18 protein-coding genes are annotated in these 20,865 nt (G+C 50.7%); 9 read left to right on the forward strand and 9 right to left on the reverse strand.

Annotation, left to right across the window (positions count from 1 at the left end; translation table 11 throughout):
• Positions 1 to 183: 183 nt before the first annotated feature.
• From BBD42_RS13900 to BBD42_RS13935, 9 genes are all read left to right on the forward strand, one after another.
• Positions 184 to 2,160, forward strand: coding sequence for an AraC family transcriptional regulator (locus BBD42_RS13900; RefSeq protein WP_099518626.1), 1,977 nt, complete (start codon positions 184 to 186; stop codon positions 2,158 to 2,160).
• 19 nt (positions 2,161 to 2,179) lie between these two features.
• Positions 2,180 to 2,365: a hypothetical protein gene (locus BBD42_RS31545; protein WP_150131548.1), complete on the forward strand. Its 186-nt coding sequence runs from the start codon at positions 2,180 to 2,182 to the stop codon at positions 2,363 to 2,365.
• Positions 2,366 to 2,393: 28 nt separating this feature from the next.
• On the forward strand, positions 2,394 to 4,100 hold the full coding sequence (locus BBD42_RS13905; protein WP_099518627.1) for a sensor histidine kinase: 1,707 nt from the start codon (positions 2,394 to 2,396) through the stop codon (positions 4,098 to 4,100).
• Complete coding sequence (locus BBD42_RS13910) at positions 4,100 to 5,818, forward strand: response regulator (protein WP_099518628.1); 1,719 nt, start codon at positions 4,100 to 4,102, stop codon at positions 5,816 to 5,818. Before BBD42_RS13905 ends, BBD42_RS13910 begins: the two co-directional genes overlap by 1 nt.
• Before the next feature lie 237 nt (positions 5,819 to 6,055).
• Complete coding sequence (locus BBD42_RS13915; RefSeq protein ID WP_099518629.1) at positions 6,056 to 7,390, forward strand: ABC transporter substrate-binding protein; 1,335 nt, start codon at positions 6,056 to 6,058, stop codon at positions 7,388 to 7,390.
• 88 nt (positions 7,391 to 7,478) lie between these two features.
• On the forward strand, positions 7,479 to 8,351 hold the full coding sequence (locus tag BBD42_RS13920; RefSeq protein ID WP_237163474.1) for a carbohydrate ABC transporter permease: 873 nt from the start codon (positions 7,479 to 7,481) through the stop codon (positions 8,349 to 8,351).
• A gap of 10 nt (positions 8,352 to 8,361) precedes the next feature.
• Complete coding sequence (locus BBD42_RS13925; protein ID WP_056037297.1) at positions 8,362 to 9,192, forward strand: carbohydrate ABC transporter permease; 831 nt, start codon at positions 8,362 to 8,364, stop codon at positions 9,190 to 9,192.
• The gene (locus BBD42_RS13930; protein WP_099518630.1) at positions 9,192 to 10,154 is read left to right on the forward strand and encodes a phosphoglycerate dehydrogenase; all 963 of its coding nucleotides are present in this window, start codon (positions 9,192 to 9,194) and stop codon (positions 10,152 to 10,154) included. The genes BBD42_RS13925 and BBD42_RS13930 overlap by 1 nt, the downstream gene beginning before the upstream one ends.
• Positions 10,155 to 10,199: 45 nt before the next feature.
• Positions 10,200 to 11,093 carry a dihydrodipicolinate synthase family protein gene (locus BBD42_RS13935; RefSeq protein ID WP_099518631.1) on the forward strand — a complete coding sequence of 298 codons (894 nt, stop codon included), beginning with the start codon at positions 10,200 to 10,202 and terminating at the stop codon, positions 11,091 to 11,093.
• A 136-nt stretch (positions 11,094 to 11,229) separates the two neighbouring features.
• On the opposite strand, the gene BBD42_RS13940 is transcribed toward BBD42_RS13935, so the two are convergent.
• The 9 genes from BBD42_RS13940 to BBD42_RS13980 all read right to left on the reverse strand — a co-directional run bounded on the left by BBD42_RS13940 (position 11,230) and on the right by BBD42_RS13980 (position 20,829).
• Complete coding sequence (locus tag BBD42_RS13940) at positions 11,230 to 12,141, reverse strand: SDR family oxidoreductase (RefSeq protein WP_099518632.1); 912 nt, start codon at positions 12,139 to 12,141, stop codon at positions 11,230 to 11,232.
• Positions 12,090 to 13,175 (reverse strand): mannonate dehydratase, encoded by a 1,086-nt coding sequence (gene uxuA, locus BBD42_RS13945; protein WP_099518633.1) that lies wholly within the window; start codon positions 13,173 to 13,175, stop codon positions 12,090 to 12,092. The genes BBD42_RS13940 and uxuA overlap by 52 nt, the downstream gene beginning before the upstream one ends.
• An 18-nt stretch (positions 13,176 to 13,193) precedes the next feature.
• Complete coding sequence (locus BBD42_RS13950; RefSeq protein WP_099518634.1) at positions 13,194 to 13,871, reverse strand: GntR family transcriptional regulator; 678 nt, start codon at positions 13,869 to 13,871, stop codon at positions 13,194 to 13,196.
• A 321-nt stretch (positions 13,872 to 14,192) separates the two neighbouring features.
• Complete coding sequence (locus BBD42_RS13955; RefSeq protein ID WP_099518635.1) at positions 14,193 to 15,923, reverse strand: adenine deaminase C-terminal domain-containing protein; 1,731 nt, start codon at positions 15,921 to 15,923, stop codon at positions 14,193 to 14,195.
• Positions 15,924 to 15,941: 18 nt separating this feature from the next.
• Positions 15,942 to 16,997, reverse strand: coding sequence for an ABC transporter ATP-binding protein (locus BBD42_RS13960; RefSeq protein ID WP_099518636.1), 1,056 nt, complete (start codon positions 16,995 to 16,997; stop codon positions 15,942 to 15,944).
• A 15-nt stretch (positions 16,998 to 17,012) separates the two neighbouring features.
• The gene (locus BBD42_RS13965) at positions 17,013 to 17,801 is read right to left on the reverse strand and encodes an ABC transporter permease (protein WP_099518637.1); all 789 of its coding nucleotides are present in this window, start codon (positions 17,799 to 17,801) and stop codon (positions 17,013 to 17,015) included.
• Positions 17,802 to 17,805: 4 nt separating this feature from the next.
• Positions 17,806 to 18,627, reverse strand: coding sequence for an ABC transporter permease (locus tag BBD42_RS13970; protein ID WP_099518638.1), 822 nt, complete (start codon positions 18,625 to 18,627; stop codon positions 17,806 to 17,808).
• A gap of 44 nt (positions 18,628 to 18,671) precedes the next feature.
• Positions 18,672 to 19,613 carry a nucleoside hydrolase gene (locus tag BBD42_RS13975; protein ID WP_099518639.1) on the reverse strand — a complete coding sequence of 314 codons (942 nt, stop codon included), beginning with the start codon at positions 19,611 to 19,613 and terminating at the stop codon, positions 18,672 to 18,674.
• A 124-nt stretch (positions 19,614 to 19,737) separates the two neighbouring features.
• Positions 19,738 to 20,829, reverse strand: a complete 1,092-nt coding sequence (locus tag BBD42_RS13980; RefSeq protein ID WP_099518640.1) for an ABC transporter substrate-binding protein — start codon at positions 20,827 to 20,829, stop codon at positions 19,738 to 19,740.
• Positions 20,830 to 20,865: the final 36 nt, after the last annotated feature.

Below are 20,865 nucleotides of genomic sequence, written 5' to 3' on the forward strand. Positions count from 1 at the left end.
TGTTCTTTAACAATTAATAAACCGTCCAATCAATAGAAGCCGTCAAATCAATGAATGATTTGACGGCTTTTTGTGCTTGTATGCCTTACATCTTCCAATCGACAGTGAGAATTGTTATCACTATAATGGGGAGAGGAGCATTAAGGTCTGACCCAGTAGATCCTGAGGAGTTGAACAAGAGCGATGAATTTGAATGAACACATTCAATTGTGGAACCAAGCGGGCCTCAAGGTGCTTGATATCCGGCATGCGGTGCTGGAGCTAGGTGAGGAGCTGCGCTCGTATCAGCTGCCTGCGAGCGCTTTTCTTTTTACCGCGCGGGGGCAGGGGCGGATCATGCTCGATGGGGTGGAGCATCGCGCCGAGTGCTGTTATCTTTGCCATGCAGGCAAAGGGGCGTTTCTTGATATGGAGCCAACCTCCGGTCCACTTGAATATTATTTTATTTTTTATAAAGCATCATTGTCGCTGCCAGCGCGTCAGGAGCTCGTGCAGCTGCTGGAGCGCAGCAAGCCGTTCCACATGCAGTACGGCTTTGCGCCGCTGCATCATGCCGCCATGTATTTGAAAATCGTCCGGATGGAACAGGAATGGAAGCAGGCAGGCGCTTTGGAGAAGCTGCGGACGAAATCGCTGTTTTACCAGCTTATTTGCGAGCTGCTGGGGCAGCTGCATCATCAAGAGATTGCAACGGCAGTGCCGGATATCGCGGCGCAGGCCAGCCGTTATTTGGATGAGCATTATGGCGAGCCGGTAACGCTGGAGCTGTTGTCCGAGCTGCTTCATTGCAGCCCAAGGCAGCTGCAGCGGCTTTTTAAAGCCCGCTATCAGGCGGGGCCTATCGATTATTTGATTCAAGTGAGGATGCAGAAAGCGCGCGAGCTGCTTTTAGGCACAGATGCGTCTTTGAAGGATATCGCAGCTGCGGTTGGTTATCCGGACAGCTACTATTTCAGCCGCATTTTTAAAAAGCATGTAGGCTCCTCCCCTAGCAGCTTTAAAAGGGCTGGTGAGCCAATGGAAGACAGTCGTCATAATCCATCCGGGTTGTCGCGATATACAATTGCTGCAAGAAGGCGGCGTCCGTATAGTGGTAAAGGTAGTGGTGAAAATCATTATCAATACCAATTTAGGGGTGCTGGAACGATGTACACAAACAGAAGCATTAAAGCGGGCTGGACGGTTAGCCTGCTGTTAAGTTTGACTTTGCTGTTAGCCGCATGCTCAGGCGCGGCGGGCACGAACACAAGCGCAGGGGGCGGAGCAGGAGCTCCATCAAATAGCATAACCGCGTCGCCGAACGTAACGGACACGGGCTCGAAGGAAAGCGCGCCGCGTACGATTGCGCATATGAAGGGCGAGCTGAAGCTGGAACAAACGCCGCAGCGTATTGCTGTGCTGGACACCCAGTTCATGGATCAGCTCATTGCCATTGGGGAGCAGCCCTCCGGCAGTGTAGTGACGGAATCGGAAAAATTGCAATTCCCGGAGTACATGGCGGGCAAGCTGGCAGATGTCGTTACGCTCGGCACGAAGGATGAGCCTAATGTGGAAGCGATTATCGCACTTGAGCCGGACATTATTATTGGCACGGAGTTTCAGGATAAAATTTACGACCAATTGACCAAAATCGCGCCAACGCTTATTTTTGAACGCAATGAGGATTGGCAGAAGACACTGACAACGTTTGGCCTCATTATGGACAAGGAACAGGAAGCGCAGCAGGTGCTGGATCAATACAATAGCAAAATTTCCGGACTGAAAGCTGAGCTGTCTGAAAAATACAAAGGACAGACGTTCGCGGTGCTAAGACCGCGTGACAATATTGTCAGGCTGCATACGACGGCCCACCGTACAGCCGCGCTTTTGTACGATCAGCTGGGGCTGACTCCGCCAGCTATGGCTGTAGATGCAGAGAACAGCAGCGCGTCGCTGTCGCTCGAGAAGCTTCCTGAGCTGGAGGCCGACCATCTCTTTCTGATGGAGGACAGCAGCAATGTGGAGCTGACGAAGGAATTCGAAAGCTCGGCTATTTGGAAGAGTCTGAAAGCCGTCCAAAACGGCCATGTTTACAAAGAGGATACGAATTTGTGGATTGCCTATTATGGCCCGGTAGCGATTAATTTGGTGCTCGACCAAATTCAAGCGGCGCTAAAATAATAAGCAGCAATCATTTATTATGGACAAGGAAAACAGGCATTTTTTGCACAAGCGGCTTGTGCGGAAGATGCCTGTTTCATTTGCGTTTTTCTTCAAGAGAAACTTCCTTTCTGTTTATACAAGATTAGGTAAGCGTTTTCTTTTGCCCGAAAATGATGGTAGAATGGCGTTGATTCCCGTGACCCGCAGCAGCCAAGGAGACTGAACTTATATCGTAAGGCGGAGGAAAAGCGATGAAGATGACGACATTTCGAAAAATGATAGCTTTGATTATTGCGCTGCTCATCCCGATTATTTTGCTTTACGGCTATTCGAACCAAGTGAGCGTAGATGTGGTGCAGACGACGATCAAGGAGCAGAATCTTAACCGTCTCGGTTTTTTTATGAGCCAGCTCGACATGATGGTAGATCAGCTTGTGAAGCATTCGACTTCTGCAAGCCGCGACTACAGCATACGGGAGTATGTGGAGGGCCGGGGAAAAAATGATGAGCTTGTCCAGCTCCAGCGCCACTTGCGACTTGTGGATATGTTGAATATGCAAACGACGACGAGTGCTTGGACGAACCAAATTATTTTATATTTGCGCGATACCAAGGAGCTGATCTCGACGGATTATTCCGCCCATTATGACGAAGAGAAGCTTGAAGCCAGAGATATGGGCAAATGGGTTCATGAATATGCGACAACGTTCGGCATTAAGGAAATGCTGTTCAGCCGCATGCAGCAGTCGGACATGCCGAATTTGTATGTGGAGGTACGGTTCACCGATGCCAATTTAAAAAATATGCTCAATTCGCTCCAGCAGGATGAGGCACGCGAGCCTTTTCTTTATCATCCCGGCGAAGCGCCGATCATGGGCTTTAACGGCAACTACCGGCTCGTTACGCAGGCGATGGAGCAGCTGGAAAGCTTGCAGCTCGCGGGCAGCGGCAGCCTTAATCTTGAAATTAACCGCCAGCAATATATTGTGAATTATATCCAATCGTCAAGCCTTGGCTGGTATTTGGTTGATGTTGTGCCGCTTGCCAGCGTATTTGCGCCGATTAATACGAGCCGCAATCTGTTTTATATCTCGATAGCACTGCTAATGGCGCTCGGCGTTCTGTCTACCCTGCTGCTGTACCGCAATGTCCAGCGCCCGATTGTGCTGCTTGTGCGGGGAGTGCAGCGCATCAAGGACGGGCAGTTTTCCACTCGCCTGAAGCAGCGTCCTAACAATGAGTTTGAGTTTTTGTTTAGCAGCTTTAATGAAATGGCGGAGCAGATTCAGGAACTGATCGACAAGGTATACATGGAGACGCTGCGCTCCAAGGAAGCGACGCTGAAGCAGCTCCAATCGCAGATCAATCCGCATTTTTTATACAACTGTCTATTTTATATTAAAAATATGGCGAATCTCGGCGATAAGGAGGCAGTCGTGGCGATGTCGCTGAATTTAGGCGAATACTACCGCTACACGACGCGGATGGAAAACAGCATGACGACGGTTCGCGAGGAGCTTAAGCTGGTGGAAAACTATTTGATTATTCAGCAGCTTCGTATCCAGCGTCTGCACTATGAAATCGATATTCCTGAGGAGATGATGGATTTGCCTATTCCACGGCTGCTCATTCAGCCTATTGTGGAAAATTCGGTCGTCCACGGAATTGAAAGCCAGCTGCAATTTGGCATTGTTCATATTAAAGGGCTGCGCCAAAACGGCTTAAACAGGCTCATCGTTGATGATAATGGCAGCGGCTTGACGAAGGAGGAGATGGTCAAGCTGCGAATGTCGCTCGCTGTCCCGTTGGATGAGCACACCGGGTGCGGCCTATGGAATACGCATCAACGGCTAACACAGCTATATGGCGGGCATTCGGGCTTGCAGTTTTCCGCTTCGCCTTCACCGCTGGACGGCTTTCGTACGGAAATCATTTGGGAGGACAAGGAGGAAGCGTAATGGAGGAGCAGCTGGCATTTAGACTACTGCTTGTGGACGATGAGGCAAGCGTGGTGGACAGCCTTGCCGATACGCTTCCATGGGAGCAAATCGGCATCGGCGCTGTGTTCAAAGCTTATTCCGGCGTAGAGGCGCTGGAAATTTTAAATACAAATACGATCGATATTTTGATTACGGACATCCGGATGCCAGGCATCAGCGGGTTGGAGCTGCTCCAGCAGGTGCGGAGGAGCTGGAAGCGGATTAAATGCATTTTGTTGTCCGGCCATGCCGAGTTTGCTTATGCGCAGCAGGCTATTGCCCATGAAACGTATGACTATTTATTAAAGCCGATCAGTGACGACCACATTTTAGAAAAGGTGAGCGGGGCGGTTCAGGCTTTAAAGAAGGAGCTGGACGAGAAGAGCTTCCATCAGCGCGTAGCAAGAGCCTTTCAGGAAAATTTGCCGAAGCTTCAGGGCGAGCTCTTGAATGAATTGCTGGAGGGACGCAACTATTCGGCGGAGCGGCTGCCCGAGAAGCTGGAATCGCTCAAAATTCCGGTTGCCATAAGGCAACGCTTCGCACTAATGCTCGTACGGCTGGAGGGCAAGCTGTCGGAGATGGATTTCTACAGCCTGTCCCTGATGGAATATGCGGTGAGCAATATGGCGGAGGAGCTGTTTGAGGAGCGTTTCCGCCTCTGGACATGCAAAACCATTCACGGTTACTTAGTGGGCATTGTTACGGAAATGCCAGAGAACGCTGGCGGGCCGTCTATTGTGGAAAAGCAAGGAGAGGGTGAGGAGCCGCTATTCGGCTTATTAGATGATGGCAAAGCTCTGGATGAGGAGCTCCAGCTCAAAGCCTCGCAGCTTCAGCTCAGCGTCAATCATTATTTGAGTGGCGAGGTGTCTGTGATTGTCAGCCAGTGGGGACTGTTCCCGCATGATGTCAGGCAGCGGTATGAGGATGTTTTGCTGGCGCTGCGCCGGCAGGTCGGCAGCCAAAGCGGGCTGTTTATCCATGTCGCTTGCGATATCGCCCGCCAGCAGCCGGTTCATTCGCTGCAGCGGCTGTACGAGCCGCCGATGCTTATTCATTTGATGGAATCGGGCAGCTGGGAAATGGCCGAGCAGAAGCTCTTCGGCATCTGGAGCGAGCTGAGTCAAGGCTGGCCGGATTCGCCGGAGCATCTGATGGAAGTTTTTTTCTCCATCTATGCCTCGTTCAGCTCCTTTGCGCACAAAAACGGGCGTGAATTGGCGGAGATGATCGGCCCCGGCTTATCGGATATGAGCGGGCTGCTCCCAAGCCGCTCCATTACGGCGTTGAAAAGCTGGATAGACGAAGCATTCCGTCTGCTGCGGCAAAGCATGGAGAACGATACTAGAAATGACCGTGAAATAACGGTAGGCAAAATCCGCAGCTATATTGAGAAAAATCTCGTCACCGATGTGACGCTGCAAGCGATCGCTGATTATCTATTTATGCATCCGGTTCATGTGTCGCGGATTTTCAAGCTTGCGACGGGCGAAAATGTGAGCGACTATGTGCTGCGGCTCAAGATGGAGCTGGCGGCATCCATGCTGGCCAATCCAGCCCTGAAAAGCTATGAAGTTGCGCTCCAGCTAGGCTATCAGAACCCGAATTATTTCAATAAGGTGTTCAAAAAATATTATTCCCTGACACCCCAGGAGTACCGGCAAAGGCTGGAGGGCGGCAAGGAACTGAAATAGAGAAGGGCCATAACAGCGGCGCCGCAATCCGAGCGATGGAGCGGTGCTGTTTTTTTTGTACTATTTTTCACCGTGAAAAGGGGGGAGTGGAATTGTGTTAATTTTGTATCATTCGATTAAATTGTTGTCATATTATCTTTTAACTATTCGAATTAAGATAGGGACAGAAGCATGAAAGCGCTTCAACTAAGATGATGCTGTACGTGAAAAAAAGCGAAACGGGAGGTCAGCATTTCTATGAAAAACGGAGTGAAAAAAGCAGTAGCAGTTTCTTTGTTGACAGTTGTCGTGGCAGGCTGCGGGAATGCAGGCAATCAGGGAACGGCCAACAACGGCGGGGCGACCGCGCAAGCGGGCAGCGGCGAGAAGCCGACGCTTACCTTCTGGATGAAGAAGCAGCTGTTTGATGATCAAAACACGTTAATTACAGAGCGTGCGAAGCAATTTGGAGAAGAAAACAATGTGAACGTAAATGTGGAGCTGATTGCCTACGAGGATTTTTATCCGAAGTGGACGGCGGCGATTGAATCCAAATCGGTGCCGGATGTATCCTTTTTCGGCTATCAGGAAATTGGGCAATTTTACGGTAAAGATGTTTTGGAGGATGTAAGCGATGTGGTGGCCAGCCTGCAAGGCAAAAGCGCCATTAATGAAAATACGAAAAAAGCGATTACGTTCAGCGGCAAGCAATACGGTGTGCCCTTCTGGACCGAGACGCAGGTGCTTTACTATCGCAAGGATTTGCTTGCCAATGCAGGCTACACAGAGCCTCCGAAAACATGGGACGAGCTTAGGGAAATGGGCAAAAAGCTGACAGACACGAGCAAAGGCCTATATGGCATCGGCATGGGCTATGGCAAAGGCAACTCCGACGCCGAGTTTCTGACTCGCGGCATTATTTGGTCCTACGGCGGATCTGTCGATACGCAGGATGGCAAAACGGTCATTGCGGATTCGCCGGAAACGGTACAGGCCGCTTCGTTTATCCGCGATATTTTCTTAACGGATAAAAGCACGCCGCCAAGCGCAATCGGCTGGGATGACGCAGGCAACAATAAAGCTTACTTGAGCGGACAAGCGGCGATGATTTTTAACACGGGCAGCGTGCTCGCGACGATTAAGAAGGACAACCCGGACTTATATGAAAAAACAGGCATAGCGCCTTACCCGGCCGGTCCGAAAGGCACCTTTATTCCAGGCATCAGCAACAATCTCGGCATTTTCAAAGATTCGAAAAACAAGGATTTGGCTAAAAAATTCATCTCTTACATGCTGGACAAAGACTGGTACAAGTCATGGATTGAGAAGGGCGCTCCACTGACGGCTCCCGTATATGACGAGCTGGCGAAGGAAGCGGTATGGCAGGACGAGAAAAACAAAGCATTTGTCGAATCCGTTGCCGGCTTTAATTTCCTCGGCTATCCTGGCGAGTACAATGCGAAGGCGGGGGAAGTGTTCAATCTTCGCATTCTCAACGATACGTTCCAGAAGCTGCTGCTTGAAACGAGCTATACGCCGCAAGCGGCCATCACAGATATGCAGGCTAAAATTCAAGAGGTTTACAGCAAATAGGGTTGTGTAAAGTGAGCGGTTATTCATTCGGCGGCGGACGGCCAGAGCATCTGGCCCTCCAATGCCTTTAAGTAAGGCGGGATGAGGCTTGAATACTAACCAAAACAATAAACTGGCTTATTTCCTCATGAGCCCGGTATTGATTTATCTGCTTGCGGTTATGGTGCTGCCATTTGGCTGGGCGCTTTATCTAAGCTTTACGAATAAAGTCGTAGGAGCGGATGCGGTATTTATCGGGCTCGGCAATTATTTGGAGCTGCTGCAGGATTCGGCATTCTGGAAGGCGACGTGGAATACCGTTGTTTTTACTGGCGTAGCCGTGTTGTTCAAAACGGTGTTTGGCATGATTATGGCGCTTGTGCTTAATGAAAAAATCATATTCCGCAATACGTTTCGTGTCCTTTTATTTTTACCTTGGACGATCCCGACTATTGTATCGGTGTTTACCTGGCAGTGGATTTATTCCGATGTTGGCGGAGTGCTGAACTTTCTGCTGTTGAAAGCCCATCTGATTAATCAACCGCTTGGCTGGCTGGCAAGGCCGGACCTTGCGATGTTCTCGGTCATTCTGGTTAACGTATGGCGGGGCATCCCCTTTATGGGCATTGCCATTCTTGCTGGCCTTCAGACCGTGTCGAAGGAAATGTATGAAGCGGCTATGCTGGACGGAGCGGGTGCGGTCAAGCGTTTCTGGCATATGACGCTGCCTTCCGTAAAGGAAGTTACGATACTCGCTGCAGTGATGACTACGATTTGGACCTTGAACGATTTCGAAATTATTTGGCTGCTGACGCGCGGAGGGCCTGCCAATGCGACACAGGTGCTGTCTACGCTGAGCTATACGATCGGATTTTTGAATATGAGTCTTGGAAAAGCGATCGCCATCGCCATTATGACGATGCCGCCGTTGATCCTGCTGATCAACTACGTCACGAAGCGATCGCTATCATCCAGAGATTAGGTGATATAGGATGGAAAATAAATCAATCGGCAAACAGGTTCTCGTCTATGGAGCTTTAGCGTTTTTATTGATCTTTGCTTTGTTCCCGCTGTATTGGATGCTGAATACGTCCTTCAAGTCGCAGGGGGAAATCTACAATATGACGCCGTCCTTCTGGCCGCAAGTGTTCAGCTGGTCCGCTTATGAGAAGCTGCTGACGGAGAAGGGCTTTTTATCAAATATTAAAAATAGCCTTTACGTATCGCTGATCGTTTCTTTTCTGTCGATTTTGTTCAGCATGCTGGCTGCCTATGCGATTTCCAAGCTGCAGTTCAAGGGCCGCGGCTTTATATCCAGAGGAATCTTGTACGCCTACTTGATGCCGCGAGCGGTGCTGTTCATTCCGCTTTATATGCTGGTGAATGCGATTGGGCTTAGCAATTCGGTTTACGGTCTCATGCTTATATACCCGACCATTACGATTCCATATGCCACTTGGATGCTCGTTTCCTATTTTAAATCGATTCCGGGAGAAATTGAGGAAGCGGCGATGATCGACGGCTGCAGCCGGGCGCGCACGATGTGGAGCGTTATTTTTCCCCTCGCTGCTCCTGGGCTTGCTGCAACCTTTATCTTTGCCTTCACGCTGTGCTGGAGCGAATATTTATATGCCCTCGTTATCGTGACGAAAACGAGCGACAAGACGATTACGCTTGGCCTGTCGGATATGATCGTTGGCGACGTATTCGCTTGGGGGCCGCTGATGGGCGGCTCGATTATCGCTTCTATTCCAGTCATTATTATGTATTTGTTTACATCAAAATATATGGTTAGCGGGATGACCGTTGGAGGAGTCAAATAATGAGCACAAAGCATAAAGTTCTAGTGACAGCGACGAACTATTCGCTGCTATGCGCCGATGCGAAGCGAATGCTTGAGGAGGCAGGCTGCGAAATTATCGAGAACCAGCTTGGCCGGCCCCATACGTTTGAGGAGCTTGCCCCGCTTGTCGCGGATATCGACGGGGTCGTGGCTGGCGTAGATACATGGGATGAGGCGATTTTTAAGCTGGCGCCAAAGCTGAAGGGCATTGCCCGCTTCGGCGTTGGCGTCGACAATATCGATCTGGCGAAGGCGAAGGAATACGGCGTCAAGGTGGCGAATGTGCCGGGCGGCAACGCCAATGCGGTAGCGGAGCTGACGATTGGCCTGATTTTGTCGATGCTGCGCAATATCCCGACGCTTGAACGTTCGGCACGACGAGGCTATTGGGACCGCACCGTCGGCATGGAGCTGGCAGCTCGCACAGTCGGGCTGCTTGGCTTCGGCAACATTGCCCAGATGGTAGCGAAGAAGCTGCAGGGCTTTGATGTAGAAATGATCGCTTACGATAAATATCCGAATGAGGAGAAGGCGAAGGCGCTTGGGGTCAAGCTTGTCTCCTCCGATGAAGTGCTCGCTCAGAGTGATGTCGTGAGCATGCATCTGCCCAGTCTCAAGGAGACTTACCATATGATGAGTGATAAGCAATTTGACCAGATGAAACCTTCAGCCTATTTCGTCAATACGGCGCGCGGCGCGCTCGTCGATGAGCAGGCATTGTACAACGCCTTAAAAAAGGGCAGCATCGCCGGAGCGGCTATCGATGTGTACGAGCACGAGCCGGTAGCGGCGGACAATGCGCTTTTTGAGCTGGACAAGCTGATTGCAACGCCCCATACCGCAGCGGAAACGACAGAGACGTATTACCGGGTTGGCCTGGACACGGCGCAGGCGCTGCTGGATATTTTTGCTGGCAAGGACCCTGTTCATTTGCTTCGTTAACTTACAGCCTTAACTAAACCATAAATAGAAAGAGGGATTGGCACGATGAAACGTTTGTACGGTGTAACGACAGCGATGGTGACGCCTTTCACTAAAGAAGGACAGGTTGATTTGGCAAAGGTAGAAGCGCTGACCGAATTTCTGATTTCCAAAGGCGTACACTGCCTGTTCCCGCTGGGGACGACAGGAGAGATGGTGCGGCTGTCGGTTGACGAGCGCAAAGCGGTTGCGGAGACGGTCGTGAAAACAGCGGCTGGAAGAGTTGCCGTATTTATTCATGCGGGTGCGGCAACGCAAAATGATACGATCCTGCTGGCGCAGCATGCCCATCAAATGGGGGCTGACGGTGTTGGTGTAGTCACGCCGTTTTTCCTTGGCGCGAACGACGCGGAGCTAGAGCAATATTATGTGACGGTAGCGTCCAGTTTGCCTGCTGATTTCCCCGTCTATTTGTACAATATTCCGCAATGCGCATCCAATGATCTCAAAACGGATGTTGCGCAGAGAGTAGCAGAGCGCTGCGGCAACGTTGTCGGCGTTAAATACAGCTATCCGGATTTTCTGCGCACGAATGAATACCTGTCTATTAAAGGCGGCGATTTCTCCGTGATGCAGGGAGCTGATCGTTTGTTCCTTCCCGCGCTCGCTATGGGCTGTGACGGTGTGATTTCCGGGGTATCGTGCGTATATCCGGAGCCGTTTGTGGCGGTATACAATGCCTACCAGGCGAAAGATTTGGATAAGGCACGCGAATGGCAGCGCATCGCGATTCAATATTGCGAAGTGCTGAGAAGCGGCGCGAATATGTCCTTTTTCAAGGAAGCACTCAAGCTTCGCGGCATAGATGCCGGCTTTATGCGGGCGCCGCAGCTTGATCTTGCTGCGGAGGATGTGGCTGCGCTTAAGGAGCAGCTGGCGGCGCTGCCGCAGGTGATTTAGTGATGTCATAGATATTTTTGAAAGTCTATTAATAACAAGCAGCGCCCCTTCTTCATTTAGGAGGGGCGCTGCTTGTTAGGCTGTGTATGCAAACCAGAATCCGTTGAATCTCGGTACGCAGACTCCAAGAAATAAGCTAGACGCCAGAATAAGCCATAAAGCCGCCATCAACCGGCACGACAATGCCGGTGACGAAGCCGGACATTTGCTCATCCGCCAGCCAGAGCAGCGTGCCGAGCAAATCCTGCGGCGAGCCGAAGCGGCGCATTGGCGTGTGGGAAATGATTTTGCCTGCCCGCGCTGTATGGGAGCCATCTTCATTCAGCAGCAGCCGTTCGTTCTGCTGGGTCAGGAAGAAGCCAGGAGCAATTGCATTTACGCGAATGCCGGCATCCGCCAAATGGACAGCAAGCCACTGCGTGAAATTGTTGATTGCCGCTTTGGCTGCACTGTAAGCTGGAACCTTCGTCATTGGCGACGGCGCGCTCATCGACGAAATATTAATGACGGCTGCGCCAGCCTTGCCGAGCATGTGCTTGGAAAAAGCCTGCGTCGGAATAAGGCTGCCGACGAAGTTCAAATCCAGCACATTGCGGAAGCCTTCCACATTCAAGTCGAAGAATGAGGTGACGTCAGGATTGTCCAAATCCTCCGGCTGGAACGTCTCATTCGTCGTATTGGCGCTCGGATGGTTGCCTCCCGCACCATTGATAAGCAGGTCGCACGGACCAAGCTGGGCAAGCACTGTTTCGGCAGCGGCAGCAACGCTTTGCTGGTTAGTGACATCACAAGCGACTGCAATCGCTTGGCCGCCAGCCGCATTAATGTCCGATGCAACCTGCTCGCCTTTCTCTAATGTGCGGTTAAGCACGGCAACTTTCGCTCCTTGCCTTCCAAGCTCCAGCGCCATTGCGCGGCATAATACGCCGGCGCCGCCTGTAATGACGACAACTTTGCCCTCGATGGAGGCATGCTTTGGCAAATTTACCGTTTCAGTCACTTTGCAGCAGCTCCTTCCGCAGCAGCCGCTTTCTGATACGCATCCCATAAGCCCCAAAGGTACATAATGCCGAGTGCGCGGTCATACAAGCCGTAGCCCGGACGGCATTCCTCGCCCCAAATATGGCGTCCGTGATCCGGACGGCAGTAGCCTTCGTATTGCTCCTCATGGTAGGCCTTAACAACACCGGCGATATCGACCGTGCCATCTTGCGTGCGGTGCGACGATTCAATGAAATCGCCATTCTCATAGACGCGCACATTGCGAATATGCGTGAACGGAATACGATCGGAAAACTCGTGAATCATCGACACGATATCATTTTCCGGGTTGGCGCCCAGCGAGCCGCTGCATAAAGTGAGGCCATTATAAGGGCTGTCGTGCAGCTGAAGGTAACGGCGAATATTATCTTGACCGGTAATTATGCGCGGCAGGCCAAAAATCGGCCAAGGCGGATCATCCGGGTGAATGGCCATTCTAATGTCATGCTCGGCAGCAAACGGAATAATTTCATCAAGGAAATATTTCGCATTTGCCCATAGATGCTCTTGCGTAACTCCCTGATAGGCTTCGAACAGCTGGGTCAAATATTGCAGCCGCTCCGGCTCCCAGCCCGGCATCGTCAGCTTGGAATTTTCGTTGATGCGTTTGACGAGATCGAAGGGATCGACATTGTCAATCATCGCTTTTTCATAAAAAAGCGCCGTCGAGCCGTCCTCCATCTCCTTATGAAGATCGGTACGCAGCCAATCGAATATCGGCATGAAGTTGTAGCAAATGACTTTGACGCCGACCTGCGCAAGCTTGGCAATCGTCTTCTTGTAGTTGTCGATGTACAAATCACGGCTTGGCAGGCCGAGCTTAATGTCCTCATGAACATTGACGCTTTCGACGACCTTGATGTGCAGGCCGGCTTTGTCCGCTGCTTCCTTGATCTTCATAATTTTGTCCATCGGCCATTCATCGCCAGCAGGAACGTCATGCAGCGCCCAGACGATGCCTTCCGTGCCGGGAATTTGTCTGATTTGGTCAAGGCTGACGGTGTCATTGCCTTCGCCAAACCAACGAAATACCATTTTCATAGTGCCTTTCGCCTCCGATTATTTGAAGTAGGTAGGGAACTTCTCTTTCAATAGCGCCTGATCGGCAATCGTCAAGTTCAAATGCTCCTTCATCAGCCGTTCGGCAAGCTGGGTATCGCGGCTTTCAATCGCCTGTGCCATTTGCAAATGCTGCTCGTACAAATGCTCCCAGTGGTGATCGGCAGCGAGACGCAGCATGCGGCTGCGGTTGAGATGGACGTTGATTTGCTGGATGACGGACCAAGTGTTGCTCTTGCGGCAGCCCTCAAACAGCGTGCGGTGAAAAGCTTCGTCCAGCTCAAACATCGTTTTGTAGTCTTGGCTTTCTACGCAAGCCCGTTGCAAGGCGAGATTGTGGCGCATCGCCGTCAGCCGCTGCGCAGGGAAGCTGATGCAGGCGAGGCGGATAACCGCAGTCTCCAGCTGCTCGCGCATAAAGCGGGCTTCCTCGACCAGCTCCAAATCAATGAGCGACACATCGGTACCGCGCTGCGGAAAAATTTCGAGCAGCCCTTCCTGCGCCAGCCGAACGAAGCTTTCCCGAACGGGGGTGCGGCTGACGCCAAGCTTTACGGAAATTTCCTTCTCCGAAATGCTCGTGCCTGGCGGCAGCTCCAAGCTCAAAATCTGCTCCTTCAGCGTCAAATAAATCGCATCCCGCGTCGATACGGCAGTGGGCTTTATCGTAAAATCCATCGTTCACCTCCTCAGTAGGCAAGCTCGTTTTTAAGGTTGAAAGTTGCGTTTTCAAAATATAGGAAAGGATATAATTATGCCATCCTTTCTCTATATTTCTCGGAATGAAACGCACTGCCCCGCCAAAGGACGGCGACAGACGTTTCACCTTGCTATACTACCATACTTGTATGGTAGTATGGAAGCGGAAACATTTTTGGTGAAAAAGATTCCCTTCGGGCATCCTCCATCATCCGACTGCTAACGCAAAACAAGCCTTGTCCCAGCAGTTGAACGCTGAACGAGGCTTGTTGCTTTGCTATATTGGCTGCTTATGAGCCTTTAGCTGACGATTAAAGGAACGACCTTGCCTGCATTGACATCAATGAGGCCGTAGTCTGTTATTTTCAGAAAAGGGCTGACCGGCAGGGAGTGGGTAGCAATCGACATAATCGGATTGTAGTGGCGATAACCGATTGACTGCATCGCTTCACGCAGCTGCTTGACAGCTGGGCCCGCTTCTTCAAGCGGAGCCTCGGTCAAAATACCCCCGACAGGCAAATGCATGTTAGCGAGCACTTGCCCATTATCGACTACGCAAAATCCTCCTTGCTGCTTAATAACCGTATTAGCGGCAAGCAGCATGTCAGCAACGCTATGTCCCACGATAAGCAAATTATGATTATCGTGCGAATAGGTTGTAGCAATTGCACCGCGTGTAATGGTGTCACCGCTAATTAAGCCAAATGCTTTGCTGCCTGTTTTGCCATAACGCTCGAAGGTAGCAATGAGGCCGCAGCCGCTCGTTTCCCAGTGGAGCTCGCCGGCAAGCACCTGCGCTTCAGCGAAGCTTTCCTTCGTGAAGGTGGAGCCGTCCTGAACGGTCATCACTCGGCAAGTATGAAGCCCGTCCTTGGCATCCACAGCAACGGTAAAATCAGCTGCGGTCAGCTCTGCAAGCTTGACGCTTTCGTAATAGCTTGCGGGAAAGCGATAGGAATCCTGCTGCTGCCGCTTCTCTGTAAATGCCTGCTGCTCTGCTTCTGAATAGGCAAGCATGCCGCTCTTGTATACTTGCTGGATGTCCAGCAGATGCTCATCTGCAACAAGGACAAAATCGGCGATTTTACCAGGTGCAATCGTGCCGCGGTCGTACATGCGCATCCGCTTGGCGGGCGATAGCGTAGCGGCATAAATCGCGCGTTCAGGCGCCATGCCCATCGCAATGGCTTTGCGGACAATATGATTCAAATGTCCGGTTTCCTGAAAGGAATCAGCCATGACGTCGTCGGTAATAAAGCAGAAATGCTCAGAGACGTCATTTTTGATTAAATAGTCCATAACGCTTGCGGTCATCGATTTTTCTTGAATCTCAATAAACATGCCGGCTGCAATGCGTGCTTCCATTCCTTCGACCGTTTGGTGGGTATGATCGGAATCAACACCGGCATGAATGACGCGCTGAAGATCGAGTCCAAGCAGCTTAGGCACATGCCCTTCAATGACAAGACCAGGATGCTCCTCGCGAATATGCTTCAAAATCCGATTCGTTTTGGACTCGCCCTTTGTATCCGTAATAATATCGGTATAATTCATGATTTCTCCAAGACAGCGAATATCCTCGGTGCGCAGCAGCTCATCGATATCTTCGATCTCGACAGTCCCGCCCGTCGTTTCCAGCGCGGTTGCAGGAACCGAGCTTGGGATGGCGTACAGCATGTCGGCGATACAGTGCTCGCTGGCGCGAATCATTTCTCTCACGCCTTCAGGACCGAACACATTGGCCATTTCATGCGGCTCTGGCACAATCGTAGTCACCCCATTGCGAATCAGCCCGTCTGAAAAGGACTGCGGCGTGACCATTGTGCTTTCAATATGCAGATGAATATCAATGAGGCCGGGCAGCATGTACAGCCCTGCGGCATCCAAAACGGCCTCCGCCTGAAAAGCATCCGCGCCATCTGGGCCAACATAGACAAATTTGCCGTCCCGTACCGCCGCGTCGCCTTGGATCCATTTTTTGAAATAGCTATTATAAATGGTTGCGTTTCGTATTAAGAGATCAGCTTGCATGGTCGTTCCTCCGTATGATTAATCAACTAAAACCAGCTTCTCTGGCGGAACAAGCAAGCGGATGCGCTGCCCATTTTCAAAGGGACTGAGCATTTCCTTGTTCACCGTAAATTCCCCCAGCGCGGTTTCGACAATGTATTGATAGCTGCGGCCCAAATAAGTGCTTACCTTCACAGTGCCGTCCAGCACGTTCGGCCCTTCGCTAATTTCATCCAATGTTCCTGCCAGCAAGTCATCGGGGCGGATTGCGCCCTTCATTCCGGCAGACATGCCTTGAACCCTCTTCGCGCGGAAGGGCAGTCCATTTGCTTGCAGCAGCACGGTATCGCCATCCTCTTGCCGTTCTGTAAAGGCAATAAAATTGTTAAAACCGATAAAACGGCCTACAAATTCGGTTTTCGGATATTTGAAAATAACCGAGGGATGATCAAGCTGCTCAATAATGCCTTTATTCATTACGGCAACTTTATCGGAAATCGAGAAGCATTCCTCTTGGTCATGCGAGACGTATACGGTCGTAATACCAAGCTCCTGTTGAATGCGGCGGATTTCCACTCGCATATTGACCCGCAAATTTGCATCCAAATTGCTAAGCGGCTCATCGAACAACAGCAGGTCCGGCTCAATTACGAGTGCGCGGGCAATGGCGACACGCTGCTTTTGTCCGCCAGACAGAGCGGCAGGGAAGCGGTCCTCAAAGCCATGCAAGCTAACGATCTCCAGCATCCTCATGACGCGTTTTCGAATGTCGCCATCTTTCACTTTGCGAATGCGAAGCCCGAAAGCGACGTTTTCGTATACGGACAAATGCGGGAATAGGGCATAGCTTTGAAAAACGAGCCCAAAGTTGCGTTTATTAATCGGTGTCCGCGTATAATCTTTGCCTTCAAAACGGAAGGAGCCGTCCTTGGCATCCAGAAACCCGGCGATTAGGCGCAGCGTCGTCGTTTTGCCGCAGCCGCTTGGCCCAAGCAGGGAAAGCAGCTGTCCTTTTTCCAGAGACAGGTTGAAATCCTTCAAAATATATTGCTGGTCATAAGCGACCGATATGTTATCCAGCTGTAGTAAGGCCACAACGTCAACCCCTCTTTATCGTTTAGTGAAATAGGATAGCCCAAGCAGTCTTTCAATCAGAAACATAATGAATGCGGTGAAAATCATCAGCATGACAGACAGGGCAGCAATGGTTGGATCAAAGTAATTTTGCACATACGTCAGCATCTGAATCGGCAATGTACTGATTCCCGGACCAGACATGAAGATGGATATATCGACGTTGTTGAACGATTCCAGAAAGGCGATCAGCACCGCGGCAATGATGCCGGAGCGGATATTAGGCAGCACGACCTTGAAAAAGGTAGCGAGCCTGCTGGAGCCGAGGCTAAGCGATGCTTCCTCAATAGCAAAATCAAAGTTGCTTAAGCTCGAACCGATGACGCGGATGATGAACGGCAGCATAATGATGGTGTGCCCGATCAGCAGCGCGGCGTAAATCGGAATATGCAGCGATATAATAATGAACTTGAGCAAAGTAAAACCAAGTACAATGCCGGGTATGAGCAAAGGCGAAAGGAAAATCGCATTCAGTGTATTTTGGCCCCGAAACGTTCCTCTGCTTAAGGCGTAAGCCGCCGGAACCCCGAGCAGCAGCGCGAGTAAATTGCCGAGAAGGGAAACGATGACGGAGGTTTTGAAGGTGCTCATGAAAAGCCCGACTTCAAATACATTTTTGTACCACTTGAGGGAAAAGCCCGTCAGCGGAAATTTCAGCACGGTGCTTGGCTCGAACGACGCAATTGCGATCAGAATGAGCGGCCCGAGCAGAAACAAATAGACAAGAAACGTGAATAGTGTAAGTCCATAGCTTTTGCTTTGCATCGTTCTACCCCTTCGGATTAAATTTGGCCGCAGCCTTATTCATGATCGCGATTACAACGAAAGTAATGATCATCATCATCGTTGCAATCGCTGACGCCGCATTCCAATCATTCAGCGTAATGGCGTTCTGATACAAAAAGGTTGAGATGACGCGCTGCTTGCCGCCTAGCAGGGCAGGTGTTGTATAAGCGGTCAAGCTGCCGACGAATACCAGAATGCTGCCGATAATAAGGCCGGGTATGCTTAATGGCACGACGATTTTACGGAAGGCAGAAAAGCGGGAAGCGCCGAGGCTTTGCGCCGCTTCTACCAAATCATGATTGATGTTCTCCATTACGCCGACCAGAGTAATCAGAATCAAGGGCAGAAACAAATGAACCAGGCCAATAATCATGGCGGTTGGCGTGTACAAAATGCTAAGCGGCTCATGAATGAGGCCGATGCTCATTAACGCATTGTTGATTAGCCCGTTTTTGCCAAGCACGATCATCCAGCTAAAGGAACGTACTACCGAGCTTGTCAGCAGCGGGAATATAGCCAAGGCTAGCAAAATGCTTTTGCCGCGCGGCGGAAGCTTCGAAATGTAGTAGGCAACGGGAAAGCCGATGACTACGCAAATGATAGTCGTCATAAAGCTGACGAGCAGGGTCGTGCCTAAAATTTCAAGAAAATAAGCATCCGTTAGAAACTGCGTATAATGGATGAACGTAAAGTGGCCGTCTTGAAACAGGGTAGACCCTACGGTAGCCACAAGCGGGAAAATCATAAATAGCGCCAGAAACAGCAAGCCGGGCAAGAGCAGCATATATAAATATCGTTTTTTCATTCGTCGATTCTCCTGTCATTATAATTACCGCAGGATTGAGCTTTTTATTGTGCAGTTTGGCTTAATGCGCTGATGAAGCGCGCCAGAAACAGCTCCGCGTCTACTTCCAGGCAAACATCGACGTTAGGCTCGCGCTGCAGGCGGTTTTGAAAATCGCATACCGTTTGCCCATCGCATAGCTCGCTTTTCGTCTCGACATCGACATAGTAGCGCTCCGACGTAAGAAGCTCAGGCCATATTGCCGCGGCAACGGCCAAGGGATCATGCATGGCGCATGCCTGAACGCCGTTGCGCTCGTAATAGCGCAGCATATAATCGGCTGTGCTTGCAGCGACATATTCGGCGAGCGGACTATCGCCCATGGAACGGATATGCTCTTTCGTCAGCAGTGCACGCCGCGTTACATCAAGGCCAACCAGGCGCAGCTTTGGAAAGCCTGCTCCAAGCACGAGCTTTGCCGCTTCCGGATCGACGAACATATTGTATTCGGCCGTTGGCGTCACATTGCCGAAGCCACGGACGACTCCGCCCATGACGACAAGCTCCTTCAGCTCATGCATCATTGCCGGGTATTTGCTTATAGCAAGCGCCACATTGGTCAGGGGGCCAGTCGCTACAAGCGTAATTTCGCCAGGATACTTCTGCACCTGCTCAATGAGGAAATCAGGACCGAAGCTGTCTTTGCGTATTCGTTCAGTGGAGGGGGCAACCTCTTTGAGCGCACCGCCGAGTCCGTCTTGTCCATGCACGCGATGCTCGAATACCGGCTTGCGCATAAGCGGCGCGTTGGCTCCGCGGATGACGGGCACGGTATGATTTTTTGCCAAATCTAAAATCTTGCACGTATTAGCTGTCGCAGTATCTACGGATACGTTGCCATTTACTGTGGAAATGCCGAGCAGTTCAACTTCGCCGCAGCGCAGCGCGAGCAGAATGCCTAAAGCGTCGTCGATGCCCGTATCGACGTCCAGCATTATTTTTTTCATGAAGGATGTGCTCCTTTCGAAGGTTTCTTCGGCATTGTGATAAAAAAGAGCAGGAGGCCACCAGAAAAGAAGCGGCTGCTCCTTGCTCTTTTTAAGAGAGAGTAAATCGGGTAAGTGCCTTCGTTTAACGTGCTACTTCACGGTTGAAACGATCGATCCAGCCTTTGAGATTTTGATTGACGAACGCCATATCAAGCTTGCGAAGCTTTTCTACAACGTCTGCTCCGTAAGTGATGCCTTCCGCTTCTTCAGCAGTAAGCTTTACATTGGTATTGACCGGAGAATCGATTTTCGCTTTGGCTGACTTCTCCTGTACCTCTTGGCTAAGCTGCCAGTTGATGAATTCCTCAGCCAGCTCCTTGTTGGCGCTGCCTTTAACTACGTTCATCGTATTGATAACGGCATAAGCGCCTTCAGATGGAGCAACGAATTTCACGCCCGGAACAGCTGTTTTCAAATCTTTAATGTACATTTCCATAATAGGCCCAGCTGCTGCTTCGCCTTGGGTGAACATATTAATGAACTCGGAGGTTTGACCGTAATATTTCACGACGCTGCCATTGAGCTCTGCTAATTTAGTGAAAGCGGAGTCCTCATTAAAAGTATTTCCGCCGTGGGCGGCAGACGCCGCATCCACGACCATCGGCCCGCTTGTCGCCGTTATATTAGGAAGAATCAGCTTGCCTTTCAGCTCGGGCTTCCAAAGGTCGCTCCACGAGGCAATTTCCATGCCGATAGCCGTAGGATCGTAAGCGATACCGAAGCGGCCTACCGTATAGGCTGGTCCGTATTGCTCGCCATTTGGCGCTTTAGCAATATCGTATACCTGCTCAAGATTTGGGATTTTGCTGCGATCGATCGTTTCAAACGCATCTGCTTCAATCCCTTGCTGCGCATAATAATCGGACAAATAAATAACATCTACATTTGAGCTGCCTTGAAGTACCTTGTTCAATCGCTCCGCATTGTTGCCGATTTCTACGACAATCTCAACATTGTGCTCCTTCTCGAAAGGGGCATATACTTCTTTTTTGAAAAAGTCTTCCGAGAAGCCCCACGTGGAAACAACTAGCTTTTTGGCTGCTGTGCTTCCTGTATTTGCTGCTGCTGAAGCATCAGGGCTTGCCGCCGTATTGTTGCCGCCGCTGCCACAGCCTGCCAATACCATTGCTGCCAGCGAAAATGCAAATAATCCTTTTGCCCAACCTTTGTTCATTTCATCGTCCCCCAAAGTTATCAATTTGTTGTTTAT

It is taken from the genome of Paenibacillus sp. BIHB 4019 (assembly GCF_002741035.1).
Classification (GTDB): domain Bacteria; phylum Bacillota; class Bacilli; order Paenibacillales; family Paenibacillaceae; genus Pristimantibacillus.

Excerpts from the sequence above, each read along its gene's own strand:
- BBD42_RS13915 (WP_099518629.1), top strand. The coding sequence starts at position 6,056 with ATGAAAAACGGAGTGAAAAAAGCAGTAGCAGTTTCTTTGTTGACAGTT.
- BBD42_RS13950 (WP_099518634.1), bottom strand. The coding sequence starts at position 13,871 with ATGGATTTTACGATAAAGCCCACTGCCGTATCGACGCGGGATGCGATT.
- BBD42_RS31545 (WP_150131548.1), top strand. The coding sequence starts at position 2,180 with ATGGACAAGGAAAACAGGCATTTTTTGCACAAGCGGCTTGTGCGGAAG.
- uxuA (WP_099518633.1), bottom strand. The coding sequence starts at position 13,175 with ATGAAAATGGTATTTCGTTGGTTTGGCGAAGGCAATGACACCGTCAGC.
- BBD42_RS13970 (WP_099518638.1), bottom strand. The coding sequence starts at position 18,627 with ATGAAAAAACGATATTTATATATGCTGCTCTTGCCCGGCTTGCTGTTT.
- BBD42_RS13955 (WP_099518635.1), bottom strand. The coding sequence starts at position 15,923 with ATGCAAGCTGATCTCTTAATACGAAACGCAACCATTTATAATAGCTAT.
- BBD42_RS13905 (WP_099518627.1), top strand. The coding sequence starts at position 2,394 with ATGAAGATGACGACATTTCGAAAAATGATAGCTTTGATTATTGCGCTG.
- BBD42_RS13925 (WP_056037297.1), top strand. The coding sequence starts at position 8,362 with ATGGAAAATAAATCAATCGGCAAACAGGTTCTCGTCTATGGAGCTTTA.
- BBD42_RS13935 (WP_099518631.1), top strand. The coding sequence starts at position 10,200 with ATGAAACGTTTGTACGGTGTAACGACAGCGATGGTGACGCCTTTCACT.
- BBD42_RS13930 (WP_099518630.1), top strand. The coding sequence starts at position 9,192 with ATGAGCACAAAGCATAAAGTTCTAGTGACAGCGACGAACTATTCGCTG.
- BBD42_RS13900 (WP_099518626.1), top strand. The coding sequence starts at position 184 with ATGAATTTGAATGAACACATTCAATTGTGGAACCAAGCGGGCCTCAAG.
- BBD42_RS13965 (WP_099518637.1), bottom strand. The coding sequence starts at position 17,801 with ATGCAAAGCAAAAGCTATGGACTTACACTATTCACGTTTCTTGTCTAT.
- BBD42_RS13940 (WP_099518632.1), bottom strand. The coding sequence starts at position 12,141 with ATGGGATGCGTATCAGAAAGCGGCTGCTGCGGAAGGAGCTGCTGCAAA.
- BBD42_RS13980 (WP_099518640.1), bottom strand. The coding sequence starts at position 20,829 with ATGAACAAAGGTTGGGCAAAAGGATTATTTGCATTTTCGCTGGCAGCA.
- BBD42_RS13910 (WP_099518628.1), top strand. The coding sequence starts at position 4,100 with ATGGAGGAGCAGCTGGCATTTAGACTACTGCTTGTGGACGATGAGGCA.
- BBD42_RS13975 (WP_099518639.1), bottom strand. The coding sequence starts at position 19,613 with ATGAAAAAAATAATGCTGGACGTCGATACGGGCATCGACGACGCTTTA.